Below are 16,698 nucleotides of genomic sequence, written 5' to 3' on the forward strand. Positions count from 1 at the left end.
TCTCCTTGTTAGAGGGGTAGATCGAGAACTTAATTTTGCAACGAAACTAGTTGCCAAGCAACATGATCAGTCCAGCAATCAGTGCGGCGCCGCCGACGCTAAGCGCTACGATCATGGCGATAAGCATGTTGTTCGCACGACGGACACCATGAGTTTGAACGTCTAACGGTTCAAGACCGTGAGCATTCACGGCATCAATTCGTGGCATTTGCACGTCTGCGACAGCTTCTGAAACTGGCGCCGACTTCTTTGGCTCAGCAGCTGGTTTGGGTGTCGTCTTAGCTGCAGGTTTCGGTGCCGCCTGAGGGGCAGCCTTTGCTGCGGGCTTAGGCGCCGGTTTTGCTGCAGGTTTTGGTGCTGCGGGCTTAGGTGCCGCTTTCGCTGCTGGTTTAGGAGCAGGCTTCTTAGCGGCAGGGGCCGCCTGATGCTTTTTGGAACTAATCTTTCCATCAGAATCTAGGTTCAGGGAAACGCTTTGGGTCTTCGGTCCTTGGACACCAGTCTTCGCGATACGGTCTTCTACTTCACGAATGTTGCCCATAGCGCCGGTGAATGGATCCGATGACTTGTCATCTTTACCCTGCTTGGCGTTCTCAACTCTTAAGCGTTCGCGCTCTGCTGCACGACGCGAAATGATCGCGGCACGGGCGGCCATTTCACGCTGGTGAGCCAGTACTTCGAGATCAATCTCGGAGTCGTCTTCACCCAATAGATTGGGGTCAATTGGCGCCTTGGGAGCATGCGCGCGACGTGCTGCTAGTGCTTGCTCGACACTCATCACCGTAGTTTCAGGTGAATCATCGTCTGAAGCAGGCTTTTGCGCTGGTTTTGCGGCCGGTTTAGGAGCCGCGGCCGGATCAGTTTTTCCTTGCTCTGCTAGAGCCTGTAAACGAAGCTGACGGCGAGTAAGAGGCTTAGGCTCATCAGCTGGTTCAACGGTTGGAATGTGACTGGTCAGCGCGTCTACTTCGCCTTCCAGGCGACGACGTTCACGCAAGGCCTCACGGTTACGAGCACGGCGTAATGACGCACGCTCCCCCATTGGTTCTTCATCTGGTTTCTGAGTAGCTGAAGAACTAGCTGATGCTGCAACATTGGCTTCAGGGGTAGCCTTTGGCTTGGGCTTTGCTGCCTGTTCCTGGTTGCCCTTTACAGGTGATGGCTTGCTTGCGCTAGCTGTTGATGCATCTTTAGCGGGTGCTTTTGAAGTCGGCTTCTGAACTTCTGGTTCGACTTTGGCGTTCGGTGCGGGTTTAGGGGCGGGTTTTGCTGCCTGAGGCTTAGCCGCTTCCGGTTTTGGATTCGGCTTTGCCGAGGCAGTGGCGTCGGCTTTCGCCGGCTTGGCCGATTGCTCGGTCTGCCCTGCCTTTTTCTCGTCCGCGAGTTCTCTTGCCTCTTGTTCTGCCTTGCTACTAGCGAGCAAAGCTTCCATTTCGGCACGTCGCTTTTCGCGCAGAGCTCGCCTGCTAGAAACCGGCTGCGAGTTATCGCTCATCCTGTACTTCTCCCGACCGCATAGACAAATACCGTCACCCTTACCTAGAGATTATGCCGTGTTGCGCTACCCAATGTGAGGTTACGACTCGGTATACAGCCGATATTTTGCAATGTACTGCACCACACCATCAGGCACAAGGTACCAAACCGGCTTATCCTGAGCGACTCGCTCACGGCAATCCGTCGATGAAATCGACAGTGCCGGAATCTCCAGCTGAGAAACGTTGTCTCTGCCGGGATCACTCATGACGTACCCTGGACGGCTCACACCGACAAAATGAGCTAGGTTCCAGACCTGATCGATGTCACGCCAGCTCATGATCTGGCTCATCGCATCCGCACCGGTGATGAAGAACAATTCCGCATCGGGGCGTTGTGCACGCAGATCAAGCAAGGTGTCACGAGTGTACGTGGCACCTTCACGGTCAATATCGACGCGGCTGACGGTAAACCGTGGATTAGAAGCCGTTGCAATCACCGTCATCAAATAACGGTGTTCCGCGCTTGTAACCTGCTTGTCAGCCTTCTGCCAAGGCTGTCCAGTGGGTACAAAAACTACCTCATCCAGGTCATACTCGGCAGCTACCTCGCTGGCAGCGACCAAGTGTCCGTTGTGGATGGGGTCAAAAGTACCGCCCATTACGCCTAGGCGTAATGGGCGGTCACTGTGTTGCCGCTCGCTCAAGACTAGTGGCTATGTGGTTCGTGAGTCTTGAACTGACGGTGAATGTCTTGTTCTTCTTCCTTGACCGTGTGGCGGTTGCCAACGTTCGTGTAGGACACGGTGATCAACAGCAAGATCATCAAAGCAACAAAGATGCCGCCACCGATAAGCAGGGACCAGGTGTGTCCACCCAAGCCAGATTCAGAGGCTTCGGCGGCCATAATCAGCGCGTTCAAGTAATTCTCCAGTCGTATTAACGGTAGCTATCGGCTCTTCACTTGCTGTAAAAATCCAATGGCCCGAAAAGTCACGGTAAGTTTCTTCTACATCCTACCGAAAAGGGCGGTCAGAAACTATTTACGTACGTGTCCGTCGCCCTGAACGATCCACTTGGTGGTCGTCAGCTCTGCGAGGCCCATGGGCCCACGCGCATGCATCTTCTGTGTCGAGATGCCAACTTCGGCACCCAAGCCCAGCTGTCCACCATCGGTAAATCGGGTTGACGCGTTCACAATGACCGCGGCCGAATCGATTTCAGCGATGAACTGCTCCGAAGAGGCCAAGGAGGAGGTCAGGATGGCTTCGGTGTGACCGGTTGAGTATTTGCGAATGTGCTCCAAAGCCTCATCCATGTCTTCGACAACCTTGACCGCAATATCTAGGTCGAGGTACTCATTGCGCCAGTCATCTTCACCTGCGGCGAGAGTCTGAAGCTCAGGTACCAAAGCTGCTGCACGCTCGTCCGCATGGAGCGTGACACCGGCAGCTGAGAGCGCCTTGAGCACTGATGCGGCCACTTTTGAATCCTTGTGGATCAGCAAGGTCTCTACGGTGTTACACACGCTTGGACGCTGCGTCTTGGCATTGGTCAGGATATCGATGGCCATCTGCTCATTGGCATCCGCGTCAAGGAAGATATGAACGTTACCTTCACCGGTTTCAATGACTGGAACCTTGGCCGTGGTGACCACACGCTGAATCAATTCCCGTCCACCGCGAGGAATCAAGACATCAATTTTTCCTCGCGCGCCCATCATGGCGTCTGCGCCCTCGCGACCAAATTCATCAATGGAGATCACTAGGTCTCGTGGCAGAGACACCGATTCCAAGGCGTCACGGATGATGGAGACCAGCGCCAAGTTGGAATTGAGTGCGGCACTGCCACCACGCAAAAGCACCGCGTTGCCGCTCTTGAGCGACAGCCCAGCGATATCAACAGTCACATTGGGACGGGCCTCGTAGATGGTTCCAATGACACCCATCGGAACGTTAACCTGACGCATTCGCAACCCGTTGGGCAGGGTCTCACCACGTACTACGCGTCCTACGGGATCTGGCAGGCCTGCCAGCTCGTTCAGGGCGGCAATCAGCCCGTCAATGCGCTGGTCATCTAGCTTCAAACGGTCCAGCATTGCCGTGCTGGTCCCGTTGGCGCGGCCGGCTTCCAAGTCTTTCTTGTTTTCTTGGAAGATCTTGGAACGGTTAGCGTCAATGCCTGCGGCCATAGCCAGCAGTGCGCGGTCCTTCCAATCCCGGTTGGCGCGCTTAAGAACTCGCGAAGCGCGGCGTGCGCGATCTGCTAGTTGGTTGACCGAGCTGGTGACGTCGGTGATCTGATTTTCGGTTCGTGCGGCGTCGATACTCATGATCCCCATTCTAGAAAATAGGTTCGATCAATGCTAGGTCGTCGACATGCACGACCGACTTATCGTAACCTTCGCCGAGCTGATCAACGAGATCACTGGTGTTTTGCCCAAGCATTTCTGGCAGCTCTTCAGAACTGAAGTTCACCAGGCCACGGGCAAAAGGAACTCGGTCTGAGCCGCAGATTTCCACCGCGTCTCCAGGTTCAAATGCGCCCTCAACGCCTATGATGCCGGCGGCGAGTAGCGAGTTGGTTCCTTGGGCGATGGCCTTGACGGCTCCATCGTCCAGAATCAGACGTCCTTCAATACTTGCAAGATAAGCCAACCAGACATCACGGGCTGAACGACGCGAGTTACGCGCAGCAAACCAGGTGCCGACGTCTTCACCGCGCAACGCCTTGGCGGCGTTATCCGTGCTGGTCACCAGTGTAGGGATGCCTGCCGATGAGCTCATGGTTGCGGCATCTACCTTGGTAATCATGCCACCGGTACCAACGCCGGCCGCCCCAGGAGTGCCCAAATCCACAGCTTCAAGCTCGTCTGGGTGTTCAATGGTGGTGATTCGGCTACCGCCATCTGCTGGGTGGGCGTCATAGACGGAGTCAACGTCGGAGAAGAGAAGTAGGGCATCAGCCTTAACAAGGTGGGCTACCAATGATGCCAGACGATCATTATCGCCAAAACGAATCTCGCGGGTGGCCACCGCATCGTTTTCGTTAACGATGGGCAATACGCCAAGGTTCAACAGGCGCACCAACGAACGAAGCGCATTGGTGTAGGACGAGCGACGCATCAAGTCATCGGCGGTCAGCAGAACCTGACCGACACGCAGGTCGTGTTCTTCAAAGAGCTGCGTGTACTCGGCCAAGAGAAGTCCCTGTCCGACGGCCGCCGCGGCCTGCTGGGTTGCCAAGTCCTTAGGACGTTTTGGCAAACCCAGCGGAGCCAGACCGGCGGCGATGGCGCCGGAGGAAACGAGGATGACCTCGGTACCGTTATTCACGGTTTCAGCGAGAGTATCCACCAAGAATTTCAGTCTTTCATGGGATATTCCCCCGCTGACCGTGGTCAGCGAGCTGGATCCAACCTTGACTACGAGCCGCCGGGCATCGGGCAGTTCGTGAGGAGAGGTAATGGCTGAAATAGTCTTAGTGGCACTTTCACTCATACTTTAATTTTCCTCCTGGGCTGCCTTCGTTTCTGCAGCCTTCTTGTTGCGTTTTGCATTCACCGATTCGGTCCAGATGCCGGCCTTGCGTTCGGCTTCCAGCTCGGCGCGAGCTTCAGCCTTGGCGGCCTTGCGCTCCTCATGTTCGGCACGCTTTTCTTCGCGGGTCTTTCGATTACCACGGTCTTCGAGTCGCACGTCTTCACCACGGCGGCTTCCGCCTAGCAATTCGGCGCCGGCAGCCATAGTTGGCTCCCAGTCAAAGACCACAGAATCTTCTTCGGAACCAATGACGACCGCGTCGCCCGGCTTGGCTCCGGCCTTAAAGAGTTTGGTCTCTACCCCCAGTTTGGCCAGTCGGTCAGCGAGGTAACCAACTGCTTCATCGTTACGGAAGTCAGTCTGCATGATCCAGCGTTCTGGCTTTTCACCAATAACGCGCCACAGAGGCTCAAGGTTTTGTTCCTCGCGGCGAATGTAGAACTCTTCCTTGTTGCTAAAGCGTGGGCGAATCACTGGCACCTCAACTACTGGTGCTTCAACGACGCGCTCTTCTCGTGCTTGTTCTACCAATTCAGCCATAGCGAAGGACAGTTCACGCAATCCGTTACGTGAGAGTGCCGAGATTTCAAAGACACGATATCCGCGCTTTTCCAGTTCTGGACGCACAAATTCGGCCATTTCGGCACCGTCAGGCATGTCAACCTTGTTGAGCGCGATCAGCTTAGGGCGTTCGATCAGCGGAACGATGGTTCCATCGGTTCCTGCGAAGGTCGAGTCGGCCTCATAGTTGGCCAACTCAGCTTCGATGATGTCCAGATCGCTAATGGGGTCACGATCGGATTCCAGGGAGGCACAGTCCAATACGTGCACAATGGCAGCACAACGCTCCACGTGGCGCAGGAACTCGTGTCCCAGTCCCTTACCCTGCGACGCGCCAGGGATCAGCCCCGGAACGTCGGCAACGGTGAAGCGTACCTCGCCGGCCTGAACCACACCAAGGTTTGGCACCAGGGTGGTGAACGGGTAATCGGCGATCTTTGGACGCGCTGCAGACATCGCTGCAATCAGGGATGACTTGCCTGCCGATGGGTAACCTACCAGGGCAATATCGGCCATGGACTTCAGCTCAAGAACAATGTCCTGGCTGGTGCCTGGAATGCCCAACAGGGCGAAACCTGGGGCCTTACGCTTATCCGAAGCGATGGCTGCGTTACCCAAACCACCCATACCGCCGAGGGCAGCGATGTACTCGTCGCCAGCGTTCACTAGGTCGCCGAGGATGTCGCCGTCCTTGGACTTGATGACGGTGCCGGCGGGGACACCGAGGATCAGGTCTTCACCGTGCTTGCCTGGGTGCAGTCCACCCTTGCCTGGTTCGCCATTACCGGCCTTGCGGTGTGGCAGGTGGTGGAAGTCCAGCAGCGTGGTGACCTGCGGATCAACGCGCAGGATGATGTCGCCACCCTTGCCGCCGTTGCCGCCATCGGGTCCGCCAAGCGGTTTAAATTTTTCGCGCTTGATGGACACACAACCGTGGCCACCATTACCTGCGGTGACATGAAGGGTTACGCGATCAACGAATGCAGCCACGGGGCCATCTTCTCCTATAACGGGGGTGCGAGGGACTCTCGCTTAAAAGTCTATCTACGCACGCAAGGGGCGGACCGAAGATCGGCCCACCCCTTGTGTACTAAAAAATTTGCCTGTTGCCTAAATTAGGCAGCAGCCACAATGTTCACCACGCGGCGACCACGACGGGTGCCGAACTCGACTGCACCAGCAGCCAGGGCGAACAGGGTGTCATCCTTGCCACGACCTACGCCGGCGCCTGGGTGGAAGTGGGTGCCACGCTGACGAACGATGATTTCGCCAGCCTTGACTTCCTGACCACCAAAGCGCTTTACGCCTAGGTACTGTGCGTTGGAATCGCGACCGTTGCGAGTGGAACTCGCACCTTTCTTATGTGCCATGCCTTTTAGCCTCTTTCGCTACAAAAATGGATATTACGATCAGCCTGAATTAGGCGATCGAGGTGACCTTGACCTTGGTCAGAGCGGCACGGAAGCCCTGGCGCTTCTTGTAACCGGTCTTGTTCTTGTACTTCTGGATAACGATCTTCTCGCCACGAAGGTTTTCTACAACCTCGGCGGTGACCTTGACCTTAGCCAGATCAGCAGCGGCGGAAGTTACCTTCTCGCCATCTACCAACAGCAAAGCAGGAAGCTCAATGGAGCTACCTGGGGCAGCCTGAAGACGGTCAACGGTGATGAGGTCTCCTACGGAAACCTTCTCCTGGTGGCCGCCTGCGCGGACAATTGCGTACACCACGTGGGTACTCACTTCTACTCGACGTTTATTGTCTTACCGGCGCAGATATCGACCCGAACACCCATAAATGAGTGCAATCACGGGGATCTCATGCGCTTGTGCCTTGACGCCGAGCGGACGGAAAGTCCGTGATCTTGGCGTTTAGCACCGATCAACTAGATTACGCTAGTCGACACCACTGGGGCAAATACAAACCGCCCCAGTGGGTGAAGCGTGATCAAGTTCATCTATTTCAGTTCGCGTACCGGAACGCCAACTCCGAACATGACCGGTTGCCCGGCAGGTTCAGCTGGCTTTTCGTTTTGCGAGCTGGAGACATCCATATGAACTACCGAACCGGTAGCTGCGGATACCTCGGCCACGAGAACCTCTGCATTCGCGTCGCCCTGAGCCGAGGTGGCTCGACGACTACGCCGCTTAGGTTTCGTGGAACTCTGTGGGGCCACCGCGCTAGCGGTAACCGAAGTTGTTGCAGGGCCCTGAGTCTGCGCGATGACCTCAGCACTCGAAGCAGGCATGGCCAGACCGGTAAGTACCGGCTGTTCCTGCGTGGAGCTTGCTGCGGATCCCTGCGGACGCGAAGCCCGGCGTGAACGCTTGCGTGGCTGCTGGACAGCTGCCTTCGGCTCATCTTCCACGACCTCGGCAACCACCGGCTGCTCGTTGACGCTCTGATCAGCTTCCTCAGCATTCACTGCCTGCGTCTCAGCATCACTCTGGGAACGGTTACGTCCGCGGGAGCGTGAGCGACGGCGTGGCTTGCGCGTCGTTTCGTTGCCCTCTTGTGTCTCCTCGTCCTTACCCGGTAGGGCAGCTTCGAGTGCTTCAAGGGTAACTGACACGTCGGCGTTGACCGGAGCGTTGGCCTTAACCACTGGGATCTGCTCGCCGTCGATGCTCACAGCGTTCTCCACGTGTGGTTCTAGGTGTGAGGCAGCGGCGATGCTAGCCAGCGCATTGCGGGTAGCTTCGTCCTTCTCTCCCCCGGTAGTGTTCTCCTGCTTAGCCACCGACTTAGCCTCATCCTTCTCGCCACCGCGACGGCGACGAGAGTTACGGCTTGGCTTCTCGTTGAACTTCTTGGTGTGTGGTTCACCGGCAGAATTAAACGTGCGGCGTGATTCCACAGGTTCTTCGTGGGTGATGACACCAGCGCCAGCACAATGCTCACACTCTTCACCGAAGACTTCGAGCAGACCAGTACCCATACGCTTACGGGTCATCTGGACCAAGCCCAATGAGGTAACTTCTGCTACCTGGTGCTTGGTGCGATCACGGCCCAAGCACTCAACCAAACGACGCAAGACGAGATCTCGGTTTGATTCCAAGACCATATCGATGAAGTCGATGACGATGATGCCACCGATATCACGCAGGCGCAGCTGACGAACAACTTCTTCAGCAGCCTCCAAGTTATTCTTGGTGACAGTTTCTTCAAGGTTGCCGCCGGAACCGGTGAACTTACCAGTGTTAACGTCAATCACGGTCATCGCTTCGGTGCGGTCAATGACCAGCGATCCACCCGATGGCAAGTAGACCTTGCGATCTAGAGCCTTAGCGATCTGTTCATCTACACGGTAGTTAGCGAAGATATCCTGGTCGGACTCCCACTTCTCCAAGCGACCCATCAAGTCTGGGGCCACGTACATGACATAGGCCTCAATGGTGTCCCAAGCGTGTTCACCCGAAACGATGAGCTTGGTGAAGTCTTCATTGAAGACATCACGCACGACCTTGATGGTCAAATCTGGTTCCGAGTACAACAGCTCTGGAGCCAAAGTCTTGGTGGAGTTCGCCTGCTCTTCAATACCTTCCCACTGCGCACGCAGTCGGTTGATATCGTTGGTCAGCTCTTCTTCCGAAGCACCTTCAGCGGCGGTACGAACAATTACGCCGGCGTTTTCAGGCAGGTGATCCTTCAGGATCTTCTTCAAGCGCTGACGTTCAACGTCGGGTAGCTTGCGGGAGATACCGGTCATGGATCCACCTGGTACGTAGACCAAGTAGCGTCCTGGCAAGGAGATCTGGCTGGTCAGGCGGGCGCCCTTGTGGCCCACTGGGTCCTTGGTGACCTGAACAAGTACCGAGTCGCCGGCCTTCAGCGCATTTTCAATGCGTCGTGGCTGGCCTTCAAGGGCTGCAATATCCCAATTAACTTCACCGGCGTACAACACGGCATTACGTCCGCGTCCAATGTCAACGAAGGCAGCCTCCATCGATGGAAGGACGTTCTGCACCTTGCCAACGTAAACGTTGCCGATCAGCGAATCTTGTTGAGTCTTCGAAACGAAGTGCTCAGCCAGTACACCGTCTTCGAGGACACCGATCTGAATGCGGTCTTCACGCTGACGCACGATCATCTTGCGTTCAACGGATTCACGGCGAGCCAAGAACTCGGCCTCAGTGATGACCTGACGGCGACGCCCGGTTTCACGCGATTCACGACGGCGCTGGCGCTTAGCTTCCAGACGGGTCGAGCCGCGGACCGAAGTCACCTTGTCACTGACCGGACCGTGGCTATCGAAGCTGCCACGCGGGGCGCGTACACGGGTGATCGTGTTTGGTGGATCGTCCTGTGAGCCACCCTCAAGTTCCAGGTCGGCATCCCCACGGCGACGACGACGGCGACGGCGTGAGGTCACGTCTTCGCTCTCGGATTCGGTGCTTCGGTTGCGCACTGGCTCTTGCTTTTTAGCCACTGCCTGCGCCAAGACTGCTTGAGCAGTTTCTGGTACGGCAAATGGATTCAAGATCATGGAGCTACCGTGCTCAGCGAGCAACTGGCCGGTGTGATCCTCCACGGTTTGGGCAGTACTAGTCGCTGCATCGGAAGAGTCTGCGACCGCATTCGCGGCTTGCGCAGTGCGATCATCTACAGATTCTTGCTTAGTCGCTGCCTGTTCGACTGCTTCGTCGCTGGCAGCGTGACGTGCAACCTGTGCACGGCGTTCTGCCTGACGGCTGGCACGCTGGGTGGAGTCAGGGGTAGCAACCTGGGTCCGACGAGTGGCTCGCCAGCGGTAAGGGCTTTCTTCAACACCTGCTGCGGCGTTGAGTTCTGCCAAGGTCATGGCGCGGCGTAGTGGCCGTGCTGGGGTGGTGGAAACGCTGGTACGACGGGCTCGCGTGGAACGGTTGCCTCGCTTATTTCCTTGCGCCCCACCCTTTCGTTGATTTGCTGCGCTCATTTAAATTCGCATACTCCTACTATGTCCCGCTTTGGCATCCTCCACAGACGGCGCCGTAGCTGAAACTACAATCATCACGTGTCCCTTGGCCGACATCTTTAAATCGGCCAAACACAAAAGCTCGCTATTTTCCGCAAGAGTGCCACTAGCTCATTTCACTAAGCCGGATGCAATTCCTGCGGATCAACGTAACTATGAAAACCGGCTGCTTTCCTTTGCAGCCCTACGATCCGCGGTATTCCCTCGGGAGGCGCACATATTGGGCACTCAACCGAAGCGATGCATCGCCAGGCGATCTGTTGTTTCAAAAGTCTGTCGTCGGGTTGAAAGCAGACTGTGGATCCGCGAACAACCATTCCCATTCTCTCATATTTAGTTCATACCTTGTTCACTGCTTCTCATCAGTTGCACAGAATTGCTTTCTAAGATGAAAAAGCTCCAAGCGGAATCTCCCGCTTTCCTACAAATTTATGGAATAGTCGAAACATGGTTTCATCAGTAGAAAAGAGCCACACTCCGGGCGTGTTGCCGTGGTGGGCCAAGGACCGCGGTTTCGGCCTGCTTCTCATTGCGACAGGGTTCATTTCTTGGCTCGCTGCCGGAAAACTTGTTCTGGAACGCATTGAGCTTTACAAGAATCCCGACTACATCACCAGCTGTGATATCAATCCTTGGATTTCTTGTGGCACGGTGATGAAGTCTGCACAGGCCGGAATTTTTGGATTCCCTAATCCATTCTTAGGCATCGTCTGCTTCGCTATCGTTGTCACCATCGGCATGATGCTTCTGGCCGGCGCTTCTAAGCTTCAGCGTTGGTTCTGGATTTGCTTCCAGGTTGGTATCACGGCTGCCATGGGCTTGGTTATCTGGTTCTGGTCACAGGCTCTCTATGAGATCAATGCTTTGTGCCCTTATTGCATGATCGTATGGGCGATGACCATACCTCTGTTTGTCTTCACGACAGCTCGTAACTTCATCACCGGTGTAATCCCCGCCAGCGTAGGAGTTAAGAAGTTCTTTGCCGAATGGAGCTGGATTGTCACGGCCATCATCTGGGTCTTGGTGGCAGCATCCGTAGTTCTTCGTTTCCCTAACGCATTCTTCGGATAGCCCTCCTACTGACTTGCCGGTTCGTTGTCTCGACAACGAACCGGCTTTTCTTTTTCCTGAAACCAAAATTTAGGTCGCATTCAAGCCTCAAGGGCTGTTGGGCAGAAATTCTCGGACATCGTTAATCCGCCCACCCTGTGCGAAGGCAGATAGATTAGGAACATGGCAAGTGACACATGGAACACAGAAAACGCCCAGAACTACGGGATAGATCTCCTGATCTCGGAGCACCTGCGCCTTCGCGAACTCCAAGAAGAGGATCTGCCTTTTCTCACCCAGTGGTGGAATAGCCCGGAGTTCATGGCGTTGCAAGGAAGCCTCGTCCTTCCTCATCCGGTCAATGAGGCAGCTACGCTCTTCAAATCCCGGAGCCTGAACCGTGGAACCACCGACGGGGTCGGATTATCGATCACCCTTCCGGATGACACGCTCATTGGTCATACAGCGCTGTATGACTACAACGCGCCTGCCCGGTCCGCGGAGCTGATGATCATGATTGGTGGATCAAATGTCGGCCAAGGCTACGGCACCTTGGCAACTAAAATGATCATCGATTACGGATTTCGTGAAATGGGTCTGAACCGCATTGGACTGACGGTGTGGGCCTATAACGAAAGAGCCTTACGGACATTTATCCGTTCGGGTTTTCGAGAAGAAGGACGCGTCCGACAAGCTGGCTTCCACGATGGCTCTTTCCACGACAAGATCGTTATGGGGCTGTTGGCCGAGGAGTACTTCAGGAACTAGCAACAGCATGGCCAGCTTCAATCTAGCCGGGTTATCACCGTCAAAACTCACCTCGAACAACCAGCAAGGGCCGCTGACTTACGAATTTGGTAAGGAAAAATGCCACCTGCACGGGAAATAATCATCCTTTCGGTGTCACCCAAGCTGACATCGGATTAGCTAGCCTATTCTTAGAACTAATTAACACAAGTTACGAGGAGCAACTATGGCCCTCTTCCGCAAAGGTAAAACCCAAGCGCCGAAGAAAAAGCAGTCTCAAAAATCGATCCCCGCCACAGCTTCCGGATCTGACCTGAGCGGGGTCGATGCAAAGCCAGACTTCACCGTCAGCGGGCTTTGGACTGACCTCCTGGGCCGTCTTGGCATACGTAGCGCTCAGTTGCTGGTTGTCGGCGCGCTAGCAGCCTTCTTGATTCTTGGAATGCTGCGATTGACAACAATCGTCATTCCGACGTTGCTCGCCATTATTATTTCCTGCGCCCTTTGGCCCCTGGTTGTGAAGCTCCGTAAAGTATTCTCTCCAATGCTCTCAGCATGGATTGTCTTCCTCGGTTCTCTCCTAGTTCTGGGTGGTATTGGCACAGGCTTGGTCTTCTCGGTCATCAACGAATGGCCGAAACTCGTTGATAAGGCTGTCCAAGGTTTCAACCAGATCAATGACACCGTCCAGGACCTCCTAGGCAACTTGCCCATCGCGATCGACCAAGAACAGATCGATAGCATCGTTCATACGGTCACCGGCTTCCTCACCAGTTCGCAATTTGGCACCGGCGCCTTGAACACATTGAGCGCCGCAGGTAGCTTCGTGACTGGTTTGGTTCTCCTGCTGGTCATCTTGTTCTTCTTCCTCAAGGACGGCGACAAGATTTGGGCCTTCGCTATTTCCTGGACCCCTGCCCACTACCGCAATAAGTGGATCCTCTCGGGCGACCGTGCGCTACGCACCTTTGGCGGATACATCCGTGGAACTGCCACGGTAGCGGCAGTCGATGCCATCGGTATTACCGCTACCTTGCTGATCGTGCGCGTACCACTGGCCATTCCTCTGGGCGTTATTGTTTTCCTCGGCTCCTTTGTCCCCATGGTCGGTGCAACGGTTGCCGGCGTTCTAGCTACGCTGATCGCTTTGGTGACCAACGGGCCTATCGTTGCTTTGATCGTCTTGGCGGCCGTGATCTTGGTGAATCAGCTTGAAGGTAACTTCCTGCAGCCGGTTGTAATGGCCAATGCCTTGAACCTACATGCGCTGGTAGTTCTGTTGGCCCTGACCGCTGGCACGGTGCTTGCTGGCATCATCGGTGCGGTACTCGCCGTTCCACTGGTTGCAGCTTCATGGGCAGTGATTAAGGTGTGGACAGGACGGGAGAATAAGGACCTGATTCCTGTGGCTAGCGCGGAGATTAAATCCGAAGTCGAGTTAGACCAAGAAGAGCAAGCCATCGAAAAGGCCAGCTCCGACGAAGAAGAACCTTCGGAGAACAACAAAGACTAGTCAACGGACTACTTGGCACAGGTATTTCAGATTGCCCCGCAAATCCACGACGTATGTTTCGCACGGATTTGCGGGGTAATTTATTACTTCATATATGCCGCTGTTAGAATTATTGAAGAATTGTTCACCCACACATAATTACGTCTTTGATAAGCACATTTACCGAATTCACTAAGAGGCAGCCGGCAGAATTCCACTCCTCGGCGTTGTCACACGAGTGTCTAGTGTGTTTAATGTGACTGAAGTGAGAAGGATCGATCGACGGTTATTGCCCTCATTACGCAGAGAGTACCGACGATCGATTGTTGCGCAATATCGAGACTGCTACGCACCACGTCTGGAAGGACTTCTAATGCTGAACTTCAGCGGCGAAAACTCAGATGATGAATTGACATATCTGCTCAGCCCGACGGTAGAAAGTCATCAGGTCGTCACGATTGGATCTGTCGAAGACTTAGGCCGAAATTCAGCAAGCGACTCTGAAAGCTCGCTCGCATTGGCAGGATCCAATTCCGGCAATGCAACTTCCCAGTACGAGAGTTTGGACGACTGGTTCTAAAGGAAAAACCTACGAAAAAATCCCGACAGTATTGAACTGTCGGGATTCTTTGCTTCGTGGATTACTTACCGAACCAGATAGCAATCTCTCGTTCAGCAGATTCAACTGAATCTGAACCGTGGACAAGGTTCTGCTGAACCTTCAGGCCCCAGTCGCGGCCGAAGTCACCACGGATGGTACCTGGAGCGGCGGTCGTAGGATCAGTCGTTCCAGCCAACGAACGGAATCCTGGGATGACACCCTGCCCCTCTGCGACGATTGCAACTACAGGACCGGAAAGCATGAACTCAACCAGTGGCTCGTAGAATGGCTTGCCTTCGTGCTCAGCGTAGTGCTCTGCGAGCAGTTCACGGGTCGCTTCAAGCTGCTGAAGCTTGGCAATGGTGTAGCCCTTGGCTTCAATGCGGGCGAGAATTTGTCCAGTCAGTGCGCGCTTTACGCCATCTGGCTTGACCAAGATCAGGGTACGTTCAGTCATTTGACTACCTCTTCGTATCGATGATGTATTTCTAGATTTTTAGGCTTGTTCGGGATTAGCTTTTTCCCAAGCTTCTTGGGCTGCAGCACGGCGTTTGTTCTCTACGTCAATTTCTTCGCCCTTGTTCAGTGCATACCACCAGCACAGCGCAAAGGCCGCAGCAAGGTAGAACATATCCACCAAAATGAAGCCTGTGAGGAAGAAAATGACCTGCAGAATCCAGCCGATGATGTAGCCGATGCGCTTGCCCAGCAAAGCACAGTTAAGGATGCACAACAGTGCTACGACTGCGCCCAGGGTGAGGACAACTACCGGCTCTCCCCCACGCTTAAGCCCGAAGGCAGTCAACGTGACAAAGACGGCCAGAAGCGCTTCACACACCAAGACGGTTGATGCGAACATCATCTTGGTTGAGCGTAGCTTCTTTTTCATGCCAGGACGCCACTCGCGCTGAGCACGGGTGAGTTTGGCCATTACGCTTCACCTCTCTTGAGCAACAGTGAAATCTCGCCCACCAGTGTAATCGAACCGGTGACCAACACTCCGCCACCAAGATCTTCGCCAGCCTCGGCGCGGCCCACAGACCACTCCACAGCATCTTCAAGATCCTCGGTGACATGAATGTCTTCTTCCGGCCACCCAGCGTTCATCGCCAAATTGGCCAGCTCGCCAGCGGGAATCGCTCGTGGGGAGGAAGACTGGGTGATGCACAAGTCTTCAACCATGTCGCCGTACTCTTCACGCATGGTGTAGAGCATCGCTTCAGCGTCTTTCTCCTGAAGAATTCCAACCATCAGCACCAGGCGGGTAAACCCGAAGGATTCCTTGATGGCCTCGGCCGACACGCGAATGCCCTCGGGGTTGTGGCCGGCATCAACCAAAATACTCGGCGCGCTACGTACCAATTCCAGTCGTCCTGGGCTAGAGGTCTCAGCGAATCCTTGACGTACCAAGTCAGCGTTCAGCTCGCGCTGTCCACCGCCAAGGAACGCCTCCACCGCCGCTAAGGCGACGGTGGCGTTCTGCGCCTGATGTGCGCCGAAGAGCGGTAGGAAGATCTCGTCATAACGAGCAGCCTGCCCTTGAATGGACAGTAGCTGTCCGCCCACGCCTGGCCTACGCTCCAATAGCTTAAAGTCCAGGGTGTCGAAGGCAGCAGAGACTTCCAGCTCGCGGGCACGAGCGAGCAAGACATCAGCGGCATCCGTCGGTTGTACAGAGGACACCAAATATCCACCGGGCTTAAGGATGCCGACCTTTTCTTCGGCGATCAGCTCGGTCGTATCCCCCAGCAAGTCCGTGTGATCCAACGAGATCGGCGTGAACACCGAAACATCGGCATCCGCGACGTTAGTGGCGTCAGTAATTCCACCAAGCCCAACTTCTAACACCACAACATCAACAGGGACTTCAGCAAAGATCGCGAAGGCCAAGATGGTCACGGCTTCAAAGTAGGTCAGCTTGTTTTCGCCACGTTCCACGAGCTCAGCATCAACCAGCTCCAAAAATGGGCTGATCTCATCCCAGACCCGTACAAAGGTTTCGTCGTCTACCGGTTCACCGTCAATGGCGATGCGCTCGGTGACCGAGACCAGGTGTGGCGAAGAGTAACGTCCGGTGCGCAAGTCATGGGCGATGAGTAGTGACTCGATCATGCGTGCAGTCGAGGTTTTGCCATTCGTGCCGGTGATGTGGATGACTGGGCACGCCTTGTTAGGCTCGCCAAGGATCTGCATCGCACGGAACATCGGTTCCATCCGAGGTTCCATTTTGTTTTCCGGCGCACGGGCTAATAACTGCCCGTAGACGCGCTGAAGT

Annotated in this window: 16 protein-coding genes; 4 read left to right on the forward strand and 12 right to left on the reverse strand. The window is 55.2% G+C overall.

Annotated elements, in window-relative coordinates:
• Window positions 1–46: 46 nt before the first annotated feature.
• The 9 genes from QMQ05_RS08930 to QMQ05_RS08970 form a co-directional block, all read right to left on the reverse strand.
• Window positions 47–1,495 carry a hypothetical protein gene (locus tag QMQ05_RS08930; protein ID WP_345469350.1) on the reverse strand — a complete coding sequence of 483 codons (1,449 nt, stop codon included), beginning with the start codon at window positions 1,493–1,495 and terminating at the stop codon, window positions 47–49.
• A gap of 81 nt (window positions 1,496–1,576) precedes the next feature.
• Window positions 1,577–2,137: a nicotinate-nucleotide adenylyltransferase gene (gene nadD, locus QMQ05_RS08935; RefSeq protein ID WP_058254460.1), complete on the reverse strand. Its 561-nt coding sequence runs from the start codon at window positions 2,135–2,137 to the stop codon at window positions 1,577–1,579.
• 47 nt (window positions 2,138–2,184) lie between these two features.
• On the reverse strand, window positions 2,185–2,397 hold the full coding sequence (locus QMQ05_RS08940; RefSeq protein WP_334122546.1) for a hypothetical protein: 213 nt from the start codon (window positions 2,395–2,397) through the stop codon (window positions 2,185–2,187).
• Window positions 2,398–2,514: 117 nt separating this feature from the next.
• Window positions 2,515–3,807, reverse strand: a complete 1,293-nt coding sequence (locus QMQ05_RS08945; protein WP_345469353.1) for a glutamate-5-semialdehyde dehydrogenase — start codon at window positions 3,805–3,807, stop codon at window positions 2,515–2,517.
• Between the two features lie 10 nt (window positions 3,808–3,817).
• Window positions 3,818–4,975 (reverse strand): glutamate 5-kinase, encoded by a 1,158-nt coding sequence (gene proB / locus QMQ05_RS08950; RefSeq protein ID WP_345469355.1) that lies wholly within the window; start codon window positions 4,973–4,975, stop codon window positions 3,818–3,820.
• Window positions 4,976–4,978: 3 nt separating this feature from the next.
• A complete protein-coding gene (obgE, locus tag QMQ05_RS08955) occupies window positions 4,979–6,568 on the reverse strand; it encodes a GTPase ObgE (protein WP_345469357.1) in 1,590 nt (529 codons plus the stop codon).
• Window positions 6,569–6,693: 125 nt separating this feature from the next.
• Window positions 6,694–6,948 (reverse strand): 50S ribosomal protein L27, encoded by a 255-nt coding sequence (rpmA, locus tag QMQ05_RS08960; protein ID WP_022875303.1) that lies wholly within the window; start codon window positions 6,946–6,948, stop codon window positions 6,694–6,696.
• A 49-nt stretch (window positions 6,949–6,997) separates the two neighbouring features.
• The gene (rplU, locus tag QMQ05_RS08965; protein ID WP_022875304.1) at window positions 6,998–7,306 is read right to left on the reverse strand and encodes a 50S ribosomal protein L21; all 309 of its coding nucleotides are present in this window, start codon (window positions 7,304–7,306) and stop codon (window positions 6,998–7,000) included.
• Between the two features lie 227 nt (window positions 7,307–7,533).
• The gene (locus QMQ05_RS08970) at window positions 7,534–10,494 is read right to left on the reverse strand and encodes an Rne/Rng family ribonuclease (protein ID WP_345469359.1); all 2,961 of its coding nucleotides are present in this window, start codon (window positions 10,492–10,494) and stop codon (window positions 7,534–7,536) included.
• 486 nt (window positions 10,495–10,980) lie between these two features.
• On the opposite strand from QMQ05_RS08970, the gene QMQ05_RS08975 reads away from it, so the two are divergent.
• The 4 genes from QMQ05_RS08975 (at window position 10,981) to QMQ05_RS08990 (ending at window position 14,402) form a co-directional block, all read left to right on the forward strand.
• The gene (locus QMQ05_RS08975; protein ID WP_345469361.1) at window positions 10,981–11,604 is read left to right on the forward strand and encodes a vitamin K epoxide reductase family protein; all 624 of its coding nucleotides are present in this window, start codon (window positions 10,981–10,983) and stop codon (window positions 11,602–11,604) included.
• 162 nt (window positions 11,605–11,766) lie between these two features.
• Window positions 11,767–12,351 (forward strand): GNAT family N-acetyltransferase, encoded by a 585-nt coding sequence (locus QMQ05_RS08980; protein WP_345469363.1) that lies wholly within the window; start codon window positions 11,767–11,769, stop codon window positions 12,349–12,351.
• 205 nt (window positions 12,352–12,556) lie between these two features.
• Window positions 12,557–13,843 (forward strand): AI-2E family transporter, encoded by a 1,287-nt coding sequence (locus tag QMQ05_RS08985; protein ID WP_345469365.1) that lies wholly within the window; start codon window positions 12,557–12,559, stop codon window positions 13,841–13,843.
• Between the two features lie 352 nt (window positions 13,844–14,195).
• On the forward strand, window positions 14,196–14,402 hold the full coding sequence (locus QMQ05_RS08990) for a hypothetical protein (RefSeq protein ID WP_345469367.1): 207 nt from the start codon (window positions 14,196–14,198) through the stop codon (window positions 14,400–14,402).
• Between the two features lie 61 nt (window positions 14,403–14,463).
• On the opposite strand, the gene ndk is transcribed toward QMQ05_RS08990, so the two are convergent.
• From ndk to QMQ05_RS09005, 3 genes are read right to left on the reverse strand one after another with little or no spacing between them, the layout of a single operon-like run.
• A complete protein-coding gene (gene ndk, locus QMQ05_RS08995) occupies window positions 14,464–14,880 on the reverse strand; it encodes a nucleoside-diphosphate kinase (protein WP_058254469.1) in 417 nt (138 codons plus the stop codon).
• A 39-nt stretch (window positions 14,881–14,919) separates the two neighbouring features.
• A complete protein-coding gene (locus QMQ05_RS09000; protein ID WP_058254470.1) occupies window positions 14,920–15,354 on the reverse strand; it encodes a DUF4233 domain-containing protein in 435 nt (144 codons plus the stop codon).
• Window positions 15,354–16,649, reverse strand: a complete 1,296-nt coding sequence (locus QMQ05_RS09005) for a bifunctional folylpolyglutamate synthase/dihydrofolate synthase (protein WP_434063195.1) — start codon at window positions 16,647–16,649, stop codon at window positions 15,354–15,356. Before QMQ05_RS09005 ends, QMQ05_RS09000 begins: the two co-directional genes overlap by 1 nt.
• Window positions 16,650–16,698: the final 49 nt, after the last annotated feature.

This window comes from Glutamicibacter sp. B1, assembly GCF_039602135.1.
Taxonomy (GTDB): Bacteria; Actinomycetota; Actinomycetes; order Actinomycetales; family Micrococcaceae; genus Glutamicibacter; species Glutamicibacter ectropisis.

Bases quoted from the DNA above. Each gene is read 5' to 3' on its own strand.
- QMQ05_RS09005 (WP_434063195.1), bottom strand. From the start codon at position 16,649: ATGGAACCTCGGATGGAACCGATGTTCCGTGCGATGCAGATCCTTGGC.
- QMQ05_RS08985 (WP_345469365.1), top strand. From the start codon at position 12,557: ATGGCCCTCTTCCGCAAAGGTAAAACCCAAGCGCCGAAGAAAAAGCAG.
- rpmA (WP_022875303.1), bottom strand. From the start codon at position 6,948: ATGGCACATAAGAAAGGTGCGAGTTCCACTCGCAACGGTCGCGATTCC.
- QMQ05_RS08945 (WP_345469353.1), bottom strand. From the start codon at position 3,807: ATGAGTATCGACGCCGCACGAACCGAAAATCAGATCACCGACGTCACC.
- QMQ05_RS08930 (WP_345469350.1), bottom strand. From the start codon at position 1,495: ATGAGCGATAACTCGCAGCCGGTTTCTAGCAGGCGAGCTCTGCGCGAA.
- nadD (WP_058254460.1), bottom strand. From the start codon at position 2,137: ATGGGCGGTACTTTTGACCCCATCCACAACGGACACTTGGTCGCTGCC.
- QMQ05_RS09000 (WP_058254470.1), bottom strand. From the start codon at position 15,354: ATGGCCAAACTCACCCGTGCTCAGCGCGAGTGGCGTCCTGGCATGAAA.
- QMQ05_RS08975 (WP_345469361.1), top strand. From the start codon at position 10,981: ATGGTTTCATCAGTAGAAAAGAGCCACACTCCGGGCGTGTTGCCGTGG.
- QMQ05_RS08970 (WP_345469359.1), bottom strand. From the start codon at position 10,494: ATGAGCGCAGCAAATCAACGAAAGGGTGGGGCGCAAGGAAATAAGCGA.
- ndk (WP_058254469.1), bottom strand. From the start codon at position 14,880: ATGACTGAACGTACCCTGATCTTGGTCAAGCCAGATGGCGTAAAGCGC.
- QMQ05_RS08990 (WP_345469367.1), top strand. From the start codon at position 14,196: ATGCTGAACTTCAGCGGCGAAAACTCAGATGATGAATTGACATATCTG.
- proB (WP_345469355.1), bottom strand. From the start codon at position 4,975: ATGAGTGAAAGTGCCACTAAGACTATTTCAGCCATTACCTCTCCTCAC.
- QMQ05_RS08980 (WP_345469363.1), top strand. From the start codon at position 11,767: ATGGCAAGTGACACATGGAACACAGAAAACGCCCAGAACTACGGGATA.